The organism is Phenylobacterium sp. (assembly GCF_030651185.1).
Lineage (GTDB): Bacteria > Pseudomonadota > Alphaproteobacteria > Caulobacterales > Caulobacteraceae > Phenylobacterium.
The window spans coordinates 151643-168677 of the sequence record NZ_JAUSCJ010000012.1; the positions used below are offsets into that span (position 1 = coordinate 151643).

General features: G+C 68.7%; 19 protein-coding genes. 9 read left to right on the top strand and 10 right to left on the bottom strand.

The annotated features are described in order from the left end of the window. Positions 1-177 precede the first annotated feature (177 nt). From Q7J39_RS04800 to Q7J39_RS04815, 4 genes are all read left to right on the top strand, one after another. Complete coding sequence (locus Q7J39_RS04800) at positions 178-1167, top strand: helix-turn-helix domain-containing protein (RefSeq protein ID WP_304821083.1); 990 nt, start codon at positions 178-180, stop codon at positions 1165-1167. A 541-nt stretch (positions 1168-1708) separates the two neighbouring features. Then, complete coding sequence (locus Q7J39_RS04805; RefSeq protein ID WP_304820984.1) at positions 1709-1843, top strand: hypothetical protein; 135 nt, start codon at positions 1709-1711, stop codon at positions 1841-1843. A 41-nt stretch (positions 1844-1884) separates the two neighbouring features. Beyond that, positions 1885-2916: a phosphotransferase enzyme family protein gene (locus Q7J39_RS04810; RefSeq protein ID WP_304820986.1), complete on the top strand. Its 1032-nt coding sequence runs from the start codon at positions 1885-1887 to the stop codon at positions 2914-2916. Positions 2917-3025: 109 nt separating this feature from the next. Continuing rightward, entirely contained in the window at positions 3026-3466 is a 441-nt protein-coding gene (locus Q7J39_RS04815; protein ID WP_304820989.1) for a YciI family protein, read from the top strand. Between the two features lie 19 nt (positions 3467-3485). Here the strand turns inward: Q7J39_RS04815 and Q7J39_RS04820 are convergent, their stop codons facing one another. Further along, the gene (locus tag Q7J39_RS04820) at positions 3486-3881 is read right to left on the bottom strand and encodes a DUF4087 domain-containing protein (protein WP_304820992.1); all 396 of its coding nucleotides are present in this window, start codon (positions 3879-3881) and stop codon (positions 3486-3488) included. Between the two features lie 112 nt (positions 3882-3993). Here Q7J39_RS04820 and Q7J39_RS04825 point away from each other — a divergent pair, with 112 nt between their 5' ends. Continuing rightward, positions 3994-4512 (top strand): hypothetical protein, encoded by a 519-nt coding sequence (locus Q7J39_RS04825; RefSeq protein ID WP_304820994.1) that lies wholly within the window; start codon positions 3994-3996, stop codon positions 4510-4512. 67 nt (positions 4513-4579) lie between these two features. On the opposite strand, the gene Q7J39_RS04830 is transcribed toward Q7J39_RS04825, so the two are convergent. Further along, a complete protein-coding gene (locus Q7J39_RS04830) occupies positions 4580-4741 on the bottom strand; it encodes a hypothetical protein (protein WP_304820995.1) in 162 nt (53 codons plus the stop codon). Positions 4742-4848: 107 nt separating this feature from the next. Here Q7J39_RS04830 and Q7J39_RS04835 point away from each other — a divergent pair, with 107 nt between their 5' ends. The 3 genes from Q7J39_RS04835 to Q7J39_RS04845 all read left to right on the top strand — a co-directional run bounded on the left by Q7J39_RS04835 (position 4849) and on the right by Q7J39_RS04845 (position 7722). Beyond that, positions 4849-6615 carry a M14 family metallopeptidase gene (locus Q7J39_RS04835; protein ID WP_304820997.1) on the top strand — a complete coding sequence of 589 codons (1767 nt, stop codon included), beginning with the start codon at positions 4849-4851 and terminating at the stop codon, positions 6613-6615. Between the two features lie 82 nt (positions 6616-6697). Next, positions 6698-7120 carry a hypothetical protein gene (locus Q7J39_RS04840; protein WP_304820999.1) on the top strand — a complete coding sequence of 141 codons (423 nt, stop codon included), beginning with the start codon at positions 6698-6700 and terminating at the stop codon, positions 7118-7120. Further along, positions 7117-7722 (top strand): hypothetical protein, encoded by a 606-nt coding sequence (locus Q7J39_RS04845; RefSeq protein ID WP_304821001.1) that lies wholly within the window; start codon positions 7117-7119, stop codon positions 7720-7722. The genes Q7J39_RS04840 and Q7J39_RS04845 overlap by 4 nt, the downstream gene beginning before the upstream one ends. Here the strand turns inward: Q7J39_RS04845 and Q7J39_RS04850 are convergent. Continuing rightward, positions 7719-8075, bottom strand: a complete 357-nt coding sequence (locus tag Q7J39_RS04850; protein WP_304821003.1) for a DUF1428 domain-containing protein — start codon at positions 8073-8075, stop codon at positions 7719-7721. The two genes, Q7J39_RS04845 and Q7J39_RS04850, sit on opposite strands and share 4 nt — an antisense overlap. A gap of 214 nt (positions 8076-8289) precedes the next feature. Here Q7J39_RS04850 and Q7J39_RS04855 point away from each other — a divergent pair, with 214 nt between their 5' ends. Continuing rightward, positions 8290-10386, top strand: coding sequence for a catalase (locus Q7J39_RS04855; protein WP_304821004.1), 2097 nt, complete (start codon positions 8290-8292; stop codon positions 10384-10386). 111 nt (positions 10387-10497) lie between these two features. Here Q7J39_RS04855 and Q7J39_RS04860 read toward each other — a convergent pair whose 3' ends face one another. From Q7J39_RS04860 to Q7J39_RS04890, 7 genes are all read right to left on the bottom strand, one after another. Beyond that, on the bottom strand, positions 10498-11622 hold the full coding sequence (locus Q7J39_RS04860) for a serine hydrolase domain-containing protein (protein WP_304821006.1): 1125 nt from the start codon (positions 11620-11622) through the stop codon (positions 10498-10500). 97 nt (positions 11623-11719) lie between these two features. Next, positions 11720-12226, bottom strand: a complete 507-nt coding sequence (locus tag Q7J39_RS04865) for a response regulator (RefSeq protein ID WP_304821009.1) — start codon at positions 12224-12226, stop codon at positions 11720-11722. A gap of 163 nt (positions 12227-12389) precedes the next feature. Further along, positions 12390-12767: a response regulator transcription factor gene (locus Q7J39_RS04870; RefSeq protein ID WP_304821011.1), complete on the bottom strand. Its 378-nt coding sequence runs from the start codon at positions 12765-12767 to the stop codon at positions 12390-12392. Positions 12768-12949: 182 nt separating this feature from the next. Next, the gene (locus tag Q7J39_RS04875) at positions 12950-13576 is read right to left on the bottom strand and encodes a response regulator transcription factor (RefSeq protein ID WP_304821013.1); all 627 of its coding nucleotides are present in this window, start codon (positions 13574-13576) and stop codon (positions 12950-12952) included. Next, positions 13573-14919 carry a sensor histidine kinase gene (locus Q7J39_RS04880; RefSeq protein ID WP_304821015.1) on the bottom strand — a complete coding sequence of 449 codons (1347 nt, stop codon included), beginning with the start codon at positions 14917-14919 and terminating at the stop codon, positions 13573-13575. Before Q7J39_RS04880 ends, Q7J39_RS04875 begins: the two co-directional genes overlap by 4 nt. 191 nt (positions 14920-15110) lie before the next feature. Further along, positions 15111-15839 carry an RlmE family RNA methyltransferase gene (locus Q7J39_RS04885; protein ID WP_304821016.1) on the bottom strand — a complete coding sequence of 243 codons (729 nt, stop codon included), beginning with the start codon at positions 15837-15839 and terminating at the stop codon, positions 15111-15113. Then, positions 15836-16960, bottom strand: coding sequence for a Ppx/GppA phosphatase family protein (locus Q7J39_RS04890; protein WP_370689992.1), 1125 nt, complete (start codon positions 16958-16960; stop codon positions 15836-15838). Before Q7J39_RS04890 ends, Q7J39_RS04885 begins: the two co-directional genes overlap by 4 nt. Positions 16961-17035: the final 75 nt, after the last annotated feature.

Consider the following 17035-nt stretch of genomic DNA (forward strand, 5'->3'; position numbering starts at 1 on the left):
GAAGTCATTATCCTGGGGTTCTACGAATCTTGACCCAGCGTCGCACTTGCATCACCTGGGGGTTGAAGGCGGCGAACGTTTGCATGTTGGGCTGCGGAGCGCCCATTCGCGGCGTTCGGCGCAAGGCGCGCAACAAAGGGGATCGCCATCTCTAAGTCGTCGGCTGTCCGGAGGGACCTGTGGGTTCTCGACGCCCGCGAGCAGGCCGACGCCGCCGAGCAGTACCGGCGGGCCTGCGCAGGCATCTTCGCGGTTGAGCTATCGGGGGCCGACGCCAGCTTCTCCAATCGCATGGACAGCTTTCACATCGAGGCGGCGATATTCTCCCGCTGCGAGGGCGTCGCGCAGCGGTTCGACCGGTCTCCCGCTCACCTGCTGGCGGACGGCGGCGACAATGTGCAGGTGGTTCTCGACCTTCCCGGCAATCGGTGGGAGGGCGACTACGACGGACGGCTCGTGAATAGCACAATGGGCGTCCTGCGCCTGATCGACTGGTCGCGGCCGTTCCAGTTCCGCGCCGACGCGTTCCGCACGCTCAATCTGATGCTGCCGCGAGCTTTGCTTGGCCCTGCGGCAGGCTTCGACCTCCATGGTTTGGTCGCGCCGGAGAACAGCCCAAGCGCCCGGCTCCTGGCGGGGTTCATGCACGCGTTGTGGGAGAATCTCCCCCATCTGACGGCCGCCGAGGCGCGGCCGATGGCCACGGCGGCGAGCGCCCTGGTTCAAGCGTTGATCTTCGCCCAAGCCGGCGTCGCCTGGGAGGACGCGCGGCCAGCCGACAAGGTCAGCATGGTTCGGGCGCGGAGCCTGATCGACGCGCGGCTCGATGACCCGGACCTCACGCCCGAAAGCGTCGCCGCCGAACTGGGGGTCTCTCGCGCCAAGCTTTATCGGCTGTTCAAGCCCCTTGGTGGCGTCAGCGCCTTCGTGCAGGTCCGCCGCTTGGACAACGCCTTCCGCACGATCATGGAGGACAAGGCTGGCGCAGTTTCGCTCAGCGAGATCGGCTATCGGCACGGCTTCCGCTCCGACGCCAACTTCAATCGGGCCTTCCGCCGCCGCTTTGGCGCGCCGCCCGGACGGCTGCGCAACGCCGCGGAGGGGGGCGAGCCACTGAATGACTATCGCCGGCCAGATCTCATTTGGGATTGGCTTAGAGACCTCTAACCGCCGGACCTGCGGCGACCCGTCCCCTGACTATCGCCGATTTGCGGCCTTGGACGCCGCCTACGCCCGGAGCACCATCGGGGCGCCGCGCGCCCACGGTAGGGACGCCCCTTTTGGTGGGGACGCCGGGGGGCGAACCCGGACTGGCCGATGCCCGACGGAACGTAAGTCGCTTGAGCGTCAGGCCGAGCTCGACTTCATGGGCCGCATGCTTGGCGCTTGGGCAACCAGAATGGCTCGCGCATGGAGCGCTTGCCGCATCGAGGCCACTGGGACGTGATGCGGCCGATCTGTGATGGCGAGGCGCCTACGCTCCATCCCTTCGACTGATGCAGTGACCATCGAACTCCGGCGCGTCATCTGTGCGGCCTGAAGACCGCGTGAATGTCATAAACCTGGAGGCGCGCTATAGTCCGCTCCTGGCGCCGAGCCGACGTGACCTGATCTCAGAGCCTGTCGTTGTCATCGGTGGATTGCGGACTTCGATCCGGTAAGCTGCGGGACGCATCTGTCGGCGATCAATGCGGGCCATCCCGAGATCATGCCCATCCGGGTCGGCGCTCTGGATGAGCCCGGCGTCTTCCGGCCCGGCGCCAACCTGTGGGTCGGCTCGGCGCAGCCCTGGCACCAGATTGACCGCGCCCTCCCCTGCTTCGAAACCCAGCCCGCGACCTGACGCCCAGGGCGCCACCCCGAGTTCGAGAGAAGGACACCTCGATGACCGACCAAACGACCGCGGCTCTCCCTGCCCTGAAGGCGGTCTATTCGACGGTCGCCGCGACGGAGATCGCGCGGGTGATCCAGGAAACCTATTCGCTCGGGGCGGTCGCCTTTTGCGAGCTCATCCGGCGCGGTTTCAACGATGTCTATGATGTGCGCTTCGAGAGCGGGGAGCGTTGTGCGGCGAGGCTTGCCGGTCTGCGGGCGCGGGGTCCCGCCAACAGCGCCTATGAGGGCGCCTTGCTCGCGCACCTGCAGACAGCGGGCGTCGCTGTGGGCGCGGCGATCCCCAATGCGGAGGGGGCCCTGTGGCGGGACTTCGCGGCGCCCGAGGGCGCGCGGACGCTGATGCTGTTTCGGTGGCTCGACGGCGCGCCACCCCGCGCCAACCTGGACGACGTCGCGCTGATGGGGCGAGGCCTGGCCCTGATCCACGAGGCCGCAGAGACCTATGCCGGCCCGCCCAGCCGGTACGCCTATTCCCTGGAGGCTCTGCGCCGCGGAGGTCTGGCCCGATTGCTGGCGGCGCCGACGATGGATGACGCCGCCCGGTCGTCGGTGACCGGCCTGATGACGCGCCTGGAGCTGAGGCTGGCGCAGGCCTCCGAGCTGCGCCAGGTGACCTGCCACGGCGACTGCCACGGCGGTAACACCTTCATGGCCAGCGGCGCCGACGGAGTCCGGGTCGCCGGGTTCTTCGACTTCGACGACGCGGGACCCGGCCCGCTGGCCTTCGACCTGGCGGTCTATCTCTGGGCGCATCTGCAGCAGACGGGCGGCGCCATCCCGCAGGCCAGGTCCCTGGCGGCATGGGCGGCGTTCATCACGGGCTACCGCACGGCGCGGGAGATCCCGCCCGCAGACTTCGCGGCCATCGCCGGGTTCGTCAGTTTCCGCCACCTCTGGTTCATGGGGGAGTATGCCAGCCGGGTTCCCGAGTGGGGGATGGTCTCCCTGTCCCCGGACTGGATCAGCAGGCAGATCGAGCTGCTGGAGTCCTGGGAAACACTGGAAACGCCGCCGGTGTGAGCCTGGGGGGCCAGGAGATCGATTGGAAATTCACCACCCGTTGTCGGCGGGGGCGTCCGGTGTTCGTCATAGATGTACGACCTGATTGCCGCCCGAGAGGAGACTGACCATGCGCTTCCTGCTGATCGTGAAGGCCACGCCGGAATCCGAACGCGGTGAAATGCCTGTCGATGTCGAGCGCCTGATGGCCGACATGGGCCGGTTCAACGAAGAGATGATCGCCGCCGGCGTACTGGTGGACGGCGCCGGACTGCAGCCCAGCGCCGCGGGGACCCGCGTCCGGTTCGAAGGCCTGGGCAAACCGGTCGTCACCCAGGGACCCTTCCCCAATACGGCTGAACTGGCGTCGGGCTACTGGATCCTGGAATGCCCGGACGCCGAGGACGCGGTCGGATGGGCCAAACGCGTGCCGTTCTCCAGCGGGGAGGTTGAACTGCGCCCCCTGCACGATCCCGCGGCGTTCGAAGGCCTGGTCTCCGATGAGGAGATTCAGAAGGTGCACGATCACCGCGCCGAGCAACTTCGCAAGGCGCCCAAGCCCGGCGCCTGAGCGCAGGGGGTCTAAGACCTTACGGCTTGGGCAGCTTCTTGTCGGTGCGGCAGACCTTGAGGGGCTTTTGGGCGACGCTGTGGATGCGGGTGATGCGCCGCTGCTTGGGGTCGGTCTGGACCCTCATGCAGACGCAGCCATAGCCGTAGGATGAGCCGTTGGTGACCACCCAGTCGCGCTCCGTGAGGTCGGGGACCTCGTCGAGGCCGCGGGCCTGGAAGCCGCCCTGCGTGCCGATGGTCCATTCGCCGGCATTGTCGAACATCCACCAGTTGCCCGGCGACGGGTTCTGCAGCCACCCGCAGCGCATCTCGCCGGGCGACTTGGGCGCCGCCTGGGCCGGGACGCCGGCCGCCAGCGGCGCGAGCAAGGCGAGGATCGCGCAGGCGCGTCCGAGGCGGTTGAGGTAGGTCATCTCGTCGGTCCTTCGAACGGTGGTCACCGACCAGGAATAGAGGCCACCTGACGAGGGATCATGCCATGGTGTCAAGGCGTCGCGCCCCGCGCTGCGCGACGGAGAAAGCACCATGAGTATCCTGGACTGGCTGACCGGCAACAAGCCGGCCCCAAGCGGCGTGGCGCGGGAACCCGTGGCCAAGCTGCGCAAGCGGCTGATGGCGGTCAACCGCGCCACCGCCCCGTTCAAGATCCGCGAGGCCACCAAGAAGGAGCACTGCGACCTGGTGGCCGAGTGGCGGATCGTCGACGCCAAGTGGATCGAGATCTTCGCCAAGGCCGGCATCAAGCGGGTGTTCAAGGTGCGGATGACCTTCGACGAGGCCAAGGGCGAGGTGCGGGCCGTCGATGAAGAGTGGGAGGTGGAGTGGCGCGCGGGCGTACCGACGCTGTCGGCCAGCGCCAGCGCCTCGCGCGGCCGCAAGTGGGAGAAGAGCTACGAGGCGGTCTACGCCTTCCGGGAGGAGGACCTCTCCTTCGGCAAGATCTACGAGTACAGCTTCAGCACAGCTGAGATCAAAGACCCGCTGATCAAGGCCGCGCACGCCGGCGGCTGGGGCTGGCGCGGCGTGGCGTTCGGCAAGCTGTGACCCAGGCGCGAGCGCGCAGCCCGGCGGGACCCCGCAGGAACCCGCCGCGCCACGCGATCAGATCAGCCTAGAACAGGCCGGCGCGCTGCCCGATCACGAAGATCGCGATCACGATCAGCAGGACCTGCAGGATCCAGTTGAGCGGAGAGGGAACCGGCAGCTTCTGGACGGCCCACAAGGCGAGGGCCAGAAGGACGATGACGACGACGATGAAGATGAGAATGGACATGCAGCGCTAACCTCCACCTTGGCGGAAGGTTCCACCGGCGCTCTCGACAGCCGCCGTCGGCTCGCTCATGACGATCAGGTCCGTTTGCGCCCGGTGTGAGCCCTCCGATGACCAACGCCCCTTCGACCGCCCCCTGGGACCAGGACTTCCTGCCGCCCGCGCCGCCCTGGCAGGGGGCGAGCCAGGCGCTGTTGCGGGATGGGTCCGATCCCTGGGTGACGGCGTTCGAGGCCGATGCGGAGCATGACTTCAGCCCCGACTATGCCGACACACGGGCCTGGTTCGACCAGCTGGAGGCGGCCTCGCCCTGGATCCGCATCGAGGTGTTCGGGACCTCGCCCGAGGGGCGGGCGATCTATGCGGTGATCGCCAGCAAGGACGGCGATGCGTTCGATCCGGGCAAGCCGGTGCTGCTGGCCCAGGCGGGCATCCATCCCGGCGAGATCGACGGCAAGGACGCCGGCATGATGCTGCTGCGCGACATCTGCTTCTATGGGAAAGACAGCCTGCTGGACGGGGCCAACCTGATCCTGGCGCCGATCCTCAGCGTCGACGGGCACGAGCGGGCCTCGCGCTATTCGCGGCCCAACCAGCGGGGGCCGCGCATCCAGGGCTGGCGCAACACGGCTGCCAACCAGAACCTCAACCGCGATTACATGAAGCTGGACCAGCCGGAGATGCGGGCGGCGCGGCGGCTGATCAACAGGTACCGGCCCGACCTCTATGTGGACATCCACGTCACCGATGGCCTGGATTACCAGTACGACCTGACCTTCGGCTATAATGGCGAGGCGGCCAGCTGGTCGCGGTCGCCGGCCATCGCGGCCTGGCTGGACGACGCCTTCAAGCCGGCCATCTATGCAAGCCTGGAGGCCGAGGGGCACATCCCCGGCGAGCTGGTGTTCGGTCTGGACGACGAGGATCCGAAGAAGGGCCTGTCGGACGGCGGCCTGGGGGAGCGGTTCTCCAACGGCTGGGGCGCGGCGGCCCATGTGCCCACCATCCTGATCGAGAACCATAGCCTCAAGCCCCACGCCCAGCGGGTGCTGGCCACCTATGTGTTCCTGGAGACGTCGCTGAAGCTGCTGGCCACCGAGGGGGCGTCGTTGCGGGGCGCCATCATGGCCGACCAGGCGCTGCGGCCGGCGCAGATCCCGGCCAACTTCGTCCCCGGCAAGGCGCCGGCGCGGACGCGCAGCTTCAAGGGCATCAAGTACGACACCTATGAGAGCCTGGCCTCGGGCCGCCGGGAGATCCGCTGGCTGGGGGAGCCGGACCCCGAGCTGTGGTCCCTGCCCCACTTCCTGTCGGAACCAACCCTGACGCTGGCGCGGCCCAAGGGGTATTGGGTGCCGGGCTACCGGGCGGACCTGATCGCGCGGCTGGAGCTGCACGGTGTGACGCTGGAGCCGGTCACGGCGCCGACCACCGTCGGCGTCGAGATGCTGCGGCTGGCCAAGCCGGAGATCGCCACCCAGGCGGCCGAGGGCCACGTGGCCATCACGGTCAAGGAGGTGACGCCCGAGCGGCGCGACTGGACCTTCATGCCGGGCTCGGTGCGGATCTCCACCGACCAGCCGCTGGGGGATGTCGTGGTCCTGCTGCTGGAGCCGCAGTCCAGCGAGAGCTTCTTCGCCTGGGGCATGATCCCCGAGGTGCTGACGCGGGTGGAGTATATCGAGGCCTACGCCATCGCCCCCCTGGCCGACCGCATGCTGGCGGCCGATCCGGCCCTGAAGGCGGAGTTCGAGGCCAGGCTGGCCGCCGACGCGAAGTTCGCCGCCAGCCCCGGCGCGCGGCTGGCCTGGTTTTACAAGCGCACGCCCTTCTACGACGACCGCTACCTGCTCTATCCAATCGCGCGGGAGGTATAGGGCCTCCGCCCTCCCCCATTTTTCGCCAGTCCCGCCCGGCGGGCGTCCCTGCGAGGTTCGAGCCTCAAATCGGGGAGCAGCCATGCGGCGGACCTTCATCATAACCTTGGCCCTGAGCCTGCTGGCGGGCCCGGCCCTGGCCCAGAGCGGGCCGCCCACTAAGCCCTGGGACCTGAGGAAGGCGCAGGCCTTCTCCAACATCTGCCTGTCGCAGGAGACCGGCGACGCGCGCGGTCTGCGGGTGTTCCTCCAGGCGCCGGGGTCGGGGCCGCTGATCGTGACACAGGTGGCCGAGGGGGCCCCGATGGCGCCTCAGGCCGCCACCACCGCCAAGCTGACGGGCGCGGCGGTGAGCTTCACCACCGCCGGCGGCGAGGCGTTTCGCGGGGTCCTGTCGGACAAGGCCCTGACGCTCTCCAGCAAGCGGCTGCCGCGGCTGGTCCTGCACCGGCGCAGCGACGCCAAGGGTTTCCCGGTCTGCACCGGGACGGAGGGACAGTCGTGATCCGCGCCCTGCTCACCGCCGCCGCCCTGCTCGCCGCGGGCGCCGCCCAGGCCCAGGCTCCGGCCCAGCCCAAGCCGGCGAACGCCCGCTATGTGGACTACGTGAAGGACCCGCACTGGGTCGTGGACCCCTTCAGTAAGTGCGCGGTCTACAATACCCGCCCCGACCCGGCGGTCACCGTGCGCTGGACCGGGCCCTGCGTGAACGGCATGGCCGAGGGCAAGGGGATCGTCGTCTATTCCCGCAACAACCGCTTCGCCGCCAAGTACGACGGCGGCATGAGCGGCGGCGCGCGCCATGGGCGCGGGGTCTATTACGCCGCCAATTTCGACCAGTTCTCGGTCAACTGGAAGGACGGCCTGGCCGAGGGCTCGGGGGAGTGGACCTATGGGGACAAGTCGCGGTTCACCGTCGTCTTCTATCGCGGCGAGGCGCGCGGCGAGGGCCGCTACTATATGGGCGACTGGGAATATGTCGGGGCTCTAAACGGCGAGGGTAAGGCCTATTACCGCGGTGGATCGCCCCGCCCGGCCAGACTGGCCTATGCCCCGTTCCAGCAGCCGAGACTGCAGAACCCCGACGGGTCGCCGTTCGGGTTCTAGACCTGGATGAAGGGCTGGAAGCCGCCATAGATCATCCGCTTGCCGTCGAAGGGGGTATTGGTCTGGTCGTACTGGCGCATGCGCGGATCGGCCATGACATTGGCGTTGATCGCGTCGCGCGCCTCGCGGCTCTCGTAGACGATCCAGGAGAAGATCACGACCTCGTCGTCCGTCGCCTGGACGGCGCGCGGGAACGAGGTCCGTTCGCCGTAGGGCACGTCGTCGCCGATACATTCCACATAGGCCAGCGCGCCCAGGTCCTTCCAGACCTCTGCGCCCAGCCGGGCCATGGCCTTGTAGTCCTCGATCTTGTCCTTGGGGACCGCGAGGATGAAGCCGTCGACATAGGACATGGGAACCTCCTGGGTTGTGTGCTGCTCCTAGGACGAACAGACAACGCCCGATCCGACAAGTCCGCCTGTTCCGTCGCGTCCATCGGGCCCGACGGCCGCAAACCCTTGCGCAGCCTTATGTCGGAGCCCTGACAGAGCAGGTTTTTTCCGCTCGGCGCCGTCACCAATCGCGCGGTCCCGCGTTGGGCTAGCAACCCTCGATAGGACCCTAGACATGACCAAGCCCAAGACCCCGCCCGCCGGCGCCGAGACCTCGCACATCGGGGCCGGCGGCGAACTGCACCAGACCGCCAGCGCGCCCGACGCGCGGCTGACCACCAATTTCGGCGTGCCGGTCAGCGACGACCAGAATTCTCTGAAGGCCGGGGCGCGCGGGCCCAGCCTGCTGGAGGACTTCATCCTGCGGGAGAAGATCCAGCACTTCGACCATGAGCGTATCCCCGAGCGGATCGTCCATGCCCGCGGCTCGGCGGCGCACGGCTATTTCGAGCTGACGGAGTCGCTGGAGACATACACCCGCGCCAAGATCCTCACCGAGGTGGGGGTGAAGACCGAGCTGTTCACCCGCTTCTCCACCGTGGCCGGCGGGGCGGGCAGCGTGGACACGCCGCGCGACGTGCGCGGCTTCGCGGTGAAGTTCTATACCAAGGAGGGCAACTGGGACCTGGTGGGCAACAACATCCCGGTGTTCTTCATCCAGGACGCCATCAAGTTCCCCGATCTGATCCATGCCGTGAAGATGGAGGCCGACCGCGGCTATCCGCAGGCGGCAAGCGCCCACGACACCTTCTGGGACTTCATCGGCCTGATGCCCGAGAGCACCCACATGATCATGTGGGCGATGTCGGACCGCACCATCCCTCGCTCCCTGCGGATGATGGAGGGTTTCGGCGTCAACACCTTCCGGCTGTTGAACGACAAGGACGAGGTGACCTTCGTCAAGTTCCACTGGCGGCCGAAGCTGGGGACCCAGTCCACCTGCTGGGACGAGGCGGTGAAGATCGCCGGCGCCGATCCGGACTACCACCGCCGCGACCTGTTTGAGTCCATCGACTCGGGCGCCTTCCCTGAGTGGGAGTTCGGCGTGCAACTGCTCAGCCAGGCGCAGGCCGACGCCCTGCCCTTCGACATCCTGGACGCCACCAAGCTGATCCCCGAGGAGCTGGTCCCCATCAAGGTGATCGGGCGTATGGTGCTGGACCGCAACGTCGACAACTTCTTCGCCGAGACCGAGCAGGCGGCCTTCCTGCCCACCAACATGCCGCCGGGTATCGACGTCTCGGACGACCCGCTGCTGCAGGGGCGGCTGTTCTCCTACCAGGACACCCAGCTGTCGCGGCTGGGCTCGGTGAACTTCCACCAGCTGCCCATCAACCGCGCCAAGGGCTGCCCCTTCCAGAACCTGCAGCGCGACGGGCACATGCAGATGGAGGTTCCGGTCGGCCGCGCCAACTACGAACCCAACAGCCTGGGTGAGGCCGGAGAGCCCGGCGGCCCGCGCGAGGACCCCAAGGGCGGGTTCCGCACGGCCGCCGCGACCGACAGCGGGCCCAAGGCGCGGCTGCGGGCGGAGACCTTCGCCGACCACTATAGCCACGCGCGGCTGTTCTACGCCTCGCAGACCCCGGTCGAGCAGGCCCACCTGGCCAGCGCCCTGGTGTTCGAACTGTCCAAGTGCAGCTTCGAGCATGTGCGGCTGCGCATCCTGGCCAACCTGCAGAACGTCGACGCGGACCTGGCCAAGCGGGTGGCTGACGGCCTGGCCATGGACCTGCCGGCCAAGGCTGACGCGGCGGTCAAGCCCGCCGACATGGACGCCTCGCCCGCCCTGCGCATCCTGGGCAAGTATCCCGAGACCCTGAACGGTCGCGCCGTCGCCATCCTGGTGACCGACGGGGCGGACGGGGCGGTGATCAATGCGGTGAAAAAGGCGGCGCTCGCCGAGGGCGCCAGCGTCAAGATCGTCGCCCCCAAGGTCGGCGGCGTGACCCTGAAGGACGGCAAGATGCTGCCGGTCGACGGCCAGCTGGCGGGCACGCCCTCGGTGCTGTTCGACGCCGTGGCCCTGGTGCTGTCAGAGGCCGGTTGCGACCAGCTCTTGATGGAGAGCGCGGCGACGGACTTCGTCTCCAACGCCTTCGTCCACCTGAAGGCCATCGGCTTCACCGCCGAGGCCCAGCCGCTGCTGGACAAGGCCAATGTGGAGCCGGACGCTTCGATCGTGGACCTGGCGGCGGGCGCCGAGGCCTTCATCCCGCCCGCCCGCGGCCGCCAGTGGGACCGGGAGCCGAAGGTGCGGATGCTGGCCTAATCCAGCGTCATCCCGGGCGACCCGCAGGGGAGACCCGGGACCCAGGGGGATTGATTGCGGCCCCTGGGTCCCGGCTCTCCGCTTCGCTGCGGCCGGGATGACGAGGTTCGGCTACCCCATCGCCATCATCAGCCCGAAGGCGCGCATGTCGCCGGTGGTGGTCGGCGCCATCTTGTTCATGGCGTAGGCGACGGTGGTGCGCGCATCCATGTCGATGATGATCAGCGAGCCGCCATAGCCGCCCCAATAGATGGTGTTGGGGTTGCGCATGGGGAGGGTGGCGCTGGGCAGGCCAAAGCCCATCCCAAAGCGGGCCGGGCCGCCGAGGATCAGGTCGGTCCCCTCCACCTGCAGCTCCAGGGCCTTGCGGCAGCCGGCCTCGGAGAGGATGCGCTTGCCCTTGGCGACGCCGCCATTGGCCAGCAGGACGTGGATCTGCGCCACCGAGCGCGCATTGCCCGTGCCGCCGGCGGCGGGGATCTCGGCGCCGCGCCAGGCCCTGGTGCGGGTCGCCAGCGGATCGATGCCGGGATTGCGGGACATGTTGGCCACCAGTTCGGACTGCTCGCCATCGGCGATGCCGCCGCCGGCCGGGGGTGGGATCAGGTCGGCGACGCGGGCGTCCTCGCTGGCGGGCAGGCCGATGTGGAAGTCGGCGCCCAGGGGCTGGGCGATCTCCTCACGGAACACAGTCCCCAGCGACTTGCCGGTGATACGGCGCACCACCTCGCCCACCAGGTAGCCCTGGGTCAGGGCGTGGTAGCCGGGCGCCGATCCCGGCGTCCAATAGGGCGCCTGGGCGGCCAGCAGGGAGGTGGCCTTCTCCCAGTCGTAGAGATCCTCGACGGTGATCGGCTCCTTCCAGCCCGAGAGGCCGGCGGAATGGCTCATCAGGTGGCTGACCTTGACGTCGGCCTTCCCGTTGGCCGCGAACTCTGGCCAGTACTTGGCGACCGGCGCCGCGAAATCGAGCTCGCCGCGGTCGGCCAGCAGCAGGGCCGTCAGCGCCGTCATGGTCTTGGTGGTGGAGTAGACGTTGACGATGGTGTCGGCCTGCCAAGGCCGGGTCTTCGCCTCATCGGCCCAGCCGCCCCAGAGGTCGACCACCGTCTCGCCTTCGGAGGTGGCGCAGAAGGACGCGCCCACGTCGGCGCCGGAGGCGAGGTTGGCCTGGAAGGCGTCTCGCACCTTGGAATGCTTGTCAGCCGTGAAGCCGCCCACCGAACCGTCAGCCATTGTCGTTTCCCCTCTTGTTGAGGACGACCTTAGAGCCAAGCGAGCCAGGAGGGGAATTGCTGTGCAGGCGCCTCAACGCGGGTGAGGTCGCCGCATCTTATAGCCGGCGGGAGGCGAGGCTTCGCAGCGCCTGGAGCTGCTCCCCCACCCACGCCAGGCACTGGCGGCAACGGGCGCCGGTCAGGGCCGTGCGCCGGGCGCGCTCCACCAGGGCGATCAGGCCGCCGAGGTCCACCGGCTTGGTCACGTGCTGGTCGGCGCCGGCGGCCAGCGAGCGGCCGGCGTCCGCCGGCCCGTTCATCGAGGTGACGATGAAGATGCTGGCCCGCGGCCAGCGGGCGACCGTCTCGTGCTCACGAATGAGGCGGGTGGCGGTCAGGCCATCCAGCTGCGGCATGTTCTGGTCCAGAAGGATCAGGTCGAAACGTCGCCCCGTGGCCACCGTGACGGCGCTGCGCCCGCAGTTGGCGACCTCCACTTCGAGATTCTGCGATTGCAGGATCGCGCACAGGAGCTGCCGGTTTCCTTCATTGTCGTCGGCGACCAGGGCGCGCAGGGGCGCCAGCCGAGCGGATGAGGCGGACTTCAGAGGCTGGACGCTCACAAGGTATTCCTTCGGTCCCGCGGAGCGCGAAGACAGTCCAAAAGCTAGTCGACCGGCCATAAGCTCGACAATTGAACTTCCGGAAGACGACGTTCTCTCAAGGGGTTAGGCGCCCCTGTACCTTGGTATAGGTCCCCGGCGCCCTGCGCGGCCGGCGTAAACCTCAGGCCGGGGCCAGGACCGAGCGGATATGGCTGAGCAGCACATCCTGGTCGCAGGGCTTCTCCAGATAGGCCAAGGCCCCCGCCTCAAGCGCACGGAGGCGTGACGCGGGGTCAGGAGAGGCGGTGACGAAGATGGTCGGGAGACCGCGTCCCTCGGCGATGAGCCGATCCTGCAGCTCGAGACCGCCCAGGTCGGGCATCTGCACGTCGAGGACCAGACAGGCCACGTCACGGGTCACGTCGGACCTGAGGAAGTCGCTCGCCGATCCAAAGGCGGTGACGCGGTAGCCGAAGGCCTTGATCAAGCTGGCCAGGGCCTCCCTGAAGGAGAGGTCGTCGTCCACGATGGCGATGAGAGACCGGGCCGATCCCGCCATCCGGACGTTCCTGACTACTGACACGCGACGACGGGCCTGAGGCCGGCGCCGACCGGAGGGGCGAGCCCCAATTGAAGACCCGGCGGGCTCCAATTTCAAACCGAACCTGGGGTCGGCGGGGGCTCTTCAGGTCTTAGGCGGCCTATACCATGGTATAGGTGGGCCGCGGCCGACGGGCGGCGTCAGGGACCGTCCGGCGCGAGGCCCAGACGATCGGCCATACGGACCAGGTCGGCCACGGAGCGGGCCCCCATCTTGCGCATCACCTGGCCGCGATGGACCTTGACGGTGATCTCGCTGACCCCGATCTCGCCGGCGATCTGCTTGTTGAGGCGTCCGGTGGCCACCAGGCCCAGAACCTGGCGCTCGCGGGGCGTCAGGGCCTCGAACTTGCGCGTCAGTTCGGCGGCGGCGGCCTCGGCCTCGCGGCGCGCCCGATCCCGCGCGACCCCGACCGCCAGCGAGTCCAGCAGGTCCTGTTCCCGGAACGGCTTGGAGAGGAACTCCACCGCCCCGGCCTTCATGGCCCGCACCGACATCGGGATGTCGCCGTGCCCGGTGATGAAGACGATCGGCAGGCGGATGTCGGCCCGCGCCAGCTCAGTCTGTAGATCAAGCCCGCTCTGACCCGGCAGGCGGACGTCCAGGATCAGACAGCAGGGCCCCTCCGGAAGCTTGCCGGCGAGGAACTCCGCCACCGAGCCGAACAGCCTGACCTGGAAGCCGACCGAGCGCAGCAGGCCCTCCAGCGACTCCCGGATCGAGATATCGTCATCGACGACGATGATGGTGGGCGGCGCCTCGCTCATGCGGCGGCGAAGGCCGCGACGGGGAGGCAGAACCGGAACACCGCGCCGTGGGCCGAGGCCGGACCGGCCCAGAGCCGGCCGCCATGGGCTTCGACGATGGAGCGCGAGATCGGCAGGCCCAGGCCCACCCCGCCATCCTTGGTGGTGAAGAAGTGTTCGAACAGGCGATTGCTGGTGGCGGGGTCCAGCCCGACCCCGCAGTCCTCGACCTCCACCAGGACCTCGCCCTCAGCCCTGAGCATGGACCGGACCTGCAGCAGGCGGGGCCGGTCATTGACGCCCTTCATCGCGTCCATGCCGTTGAGAATGAGGTTGAGCATCACCTGTTGCAGCTGAATCCTGTCTCCCCGCACCAGGGGAAGTCCCGACGCGAGATCTGTCGACACGCTCACCTGGGATCGCCGCCGCTCGTCGGCGGTGTAGAGCAGGACCTCCTCCGCCACCTCGTTCACGTCAAGGGGAGCGTCGTCGGTCCGGGACTTCGCGAGCAGCCCCCGGGTCCGGGCGACCACGCCGCTGGCGCGCTTGGCGTCACGGCTCATGCGCTCAATGGCGGCCCTCACCTCGTCCAGGTCAGGTGGGTCGCGCGCCAGCCAACGCAGGGCGGCGTCGCCGTTGGTGATGATCGCCGCCACCGGCTGATTGATCTCGTGGGCGATGGAGGACGCGAATTCCCCCACCGAAAGCAACCGCCCGGCCCTCGCCAGTTCCGCCTGAGCCTCGCGGGCGGCGTCCTCGGCGGTGAGCCGCGCGGCCTCGGCCGCCTTCAGCTGCGCCCGGTCCTCGGCCACAGACATGGCGAAGGCCAGTTCGCTGCCAAGCTCCGAGAACAGCTCCAGTTCCTTGGCCCCGAAGGCGTGAGGGCGGGAGGCGTAGACCAGGATGACGCCCACCACGCGTCCGTCGCGCCGGAAGGGCACCGTGACGCTCGACCGGATACCGAAGGGGCGGGCCCGCTCCCGCCAGGGCGCGAACAGGGGCTCCGTCAGCGCGTCGCGTATGATCAGGGACTCTCCGCTGCGGACGGCGCGGCCGGTGGGGCCATTGCCCTCGGGCCGGCTCTCGTCCCAGCTGAGGTTGATGCCGTCGAGATAGGCCAGGGCGGGCCCCGCCCCCGCCAGCAGGCGCACCGGCTTGCCCGGGTCGGACTCCGCCAGGCCCACCGCGGCGATGACGTATTCTTCCTGGGCGATGATCGCGCCGCAGATGCTGGCCACCAGGTCGTCGAGGGTCTGGAAGTGGATCAGGGCAGAGGACGAGCGCCCATAGGCCGCCAGCGCCCAGTTCAGTCGGCGAAGTTCGGCCTCGGTGTCCGTCAGGGCGTCGGCGGCGGCCCGGAGCATGCCATCATCGCCCGGGGTGTCTGCGCGCCCGTCCAACTCCACCCCCGGCCAATCCTTGTGCGCGACATCCGCCCTGAACCCGGGCGATTTCCAGACTCTCAGATCCGCGACCTTGCACCGCAGAGGATAACCTGAGGACTCAGCCGGTGAACAGGCCGCTTGTAGCAACCTGCACGAGCATACACCAACCGCTAACGCCGCTCGCCGCTCCGCCCCTTGAACCCGGTCGCCACCAGGTAGGTCTCGGAGCTGTCGGCGCGGCTGGCCTTGGGCTTCATGTTCTTCACCTCGGTGAAGTGGTGCTTGAGGTTGGCGATGACCAGCGAGGTCTCGCCGCCCTGGAAGGCCTTGGCGATGAAAGACCCGCCGGGCTTCAGCACGCTGATGGCGAAGTCCACGCCGATCTCGATCAGGCCCATGATCCGCAGGTGGTCGGTCTTGCGGTGGCCGACGGTATTGGGGGCCATGTCCGACAGCACCACGTCGGGCGGCCCGCCCAGCATCTGAATCAGCAGGGGACCGCAGGCAGGGTCGGTGAAGTCCATCTCGATGATCTGGGCCGGGGAGATGGGATCGACCGGCAGCAGGTCGACGCCGACGATGCTGGTGACACCGCGCTCGACGGCCACCTGGGTCCAACCGCCGGGCGCAACACCAAGGTCGATGACCCGGATGCCCGGTTTCAGCAGGTGCAGGCGGTCGTCGAGTTCGGTCAGCTTGTAGGCCGCGCGCGAGCGGTAGCCGTGGGCTCTAGCCTTCGCGGCGAACGGGTCGTTGACCTGGCGCGACAGCCAGGCTTGCGACGAGGGCGTCCGCATCTTGGCGGTCTTCAGACGCGCGGGCTTGCCGCGGCCTTCCTCGGTGCCGCCCATGGGCGGCTTGACCATGCGCTTGCGGGCCGGGGGGAGTTCGTCGGTCATTCGGCGGCCTGGGGCATGGGTTTGCCGCGACGGCCGCGGCGGCGTTTGCGGCGGCGCCCGCCGCCGCTCTCGGACATCAGGGACATCAGGATGCCCTCGCGCAGGCCACGGTCGGCGACGCGGACGCGGGTGCAGGGCCAGAGCTCCTGCACGGCTTGGAGGATGGCGGCGCCGGCCAGGACCAGGTCGGAACGGTCGGGGCCGATGCAGGGCTGGTCGGCGCGCTGCTGGGCGGTGAGGCCGAGCAGCAGGTTGGCGGCGCCCTCGCACTCGTCCCGCGTCATCCAGATGCCGTCGACACGGGAGCGGTCATAGCGCGGCAGGCGCAGGTGCATGCCGGCCAGGCTGGTGATGGCGCCCGAGGTGCCGATCAGGTGGGCGCGGTCCTCATCGAAGATCGGGCGCAGCGGGTCGGCGTGGCGGAAGGCGGCCAGGTCAAGCTTCACCCGGTCGACCATGGCGCGGAACCAGGCCTGCGTGGGCTCCTCCCCCTCCGGAAACTGCTCGGCCAGGGTGACGACGCCGATGGGGATGGAGAGCCAGGCCTTGATGGGCAGTTTCGAGGCCACGAAGGTGCTCAGGTCCCCGCCCAGGCCCTCGCCCTTGAGATCCACCCAGGAGAGCTCGGTGGAGCCGCCGCCGACGTCCACCACCAGGGCGGCGTCGGCGGTGCGGTCCAGCAGGTTGAGGCAGCCGGCGACGGAGAGCTGGGCCTCCTCGCGGGGCGCTATGATCTGCAGGCGAAGGCCGGTCTCCTCGAAGACGCGGTCGATGAATTCCTGGCCGTTCTCGGCCATGCGACAGGCCTGGGTAGCGATGGCCTTGAGCTTGACGACTCGGCGGCGGCGGACCTTCTCGGCGCTGATCTTCAGGGCGGCCATGGCGCGTTCCATGGCGGCTTCCGACAGCCGTCCGCTGGCGCTGAGCCCCTCGCCCAGCCGCACGATGCGCGAATAGGCCTCCACCACGCGGAAGCTCTTGCCCGACGGCGTGGCGATCAGAAGCCGGCAGTTGTTGGTGCCAAGGTCGAGGGCGCCATAGCAGGGCGCATCACTCCCCGACCTGTCCCGGCCATCCCGCATGGCGCCGGGCGCAGACGCGCTTCCAGCCTGATCGCTCATTCAGGCGCCCGGAAAGCGCGTAGACCAAGAGGGGGAAACACGCATCGCGTGTTTCTGCGCGCCTCAGACATGGAC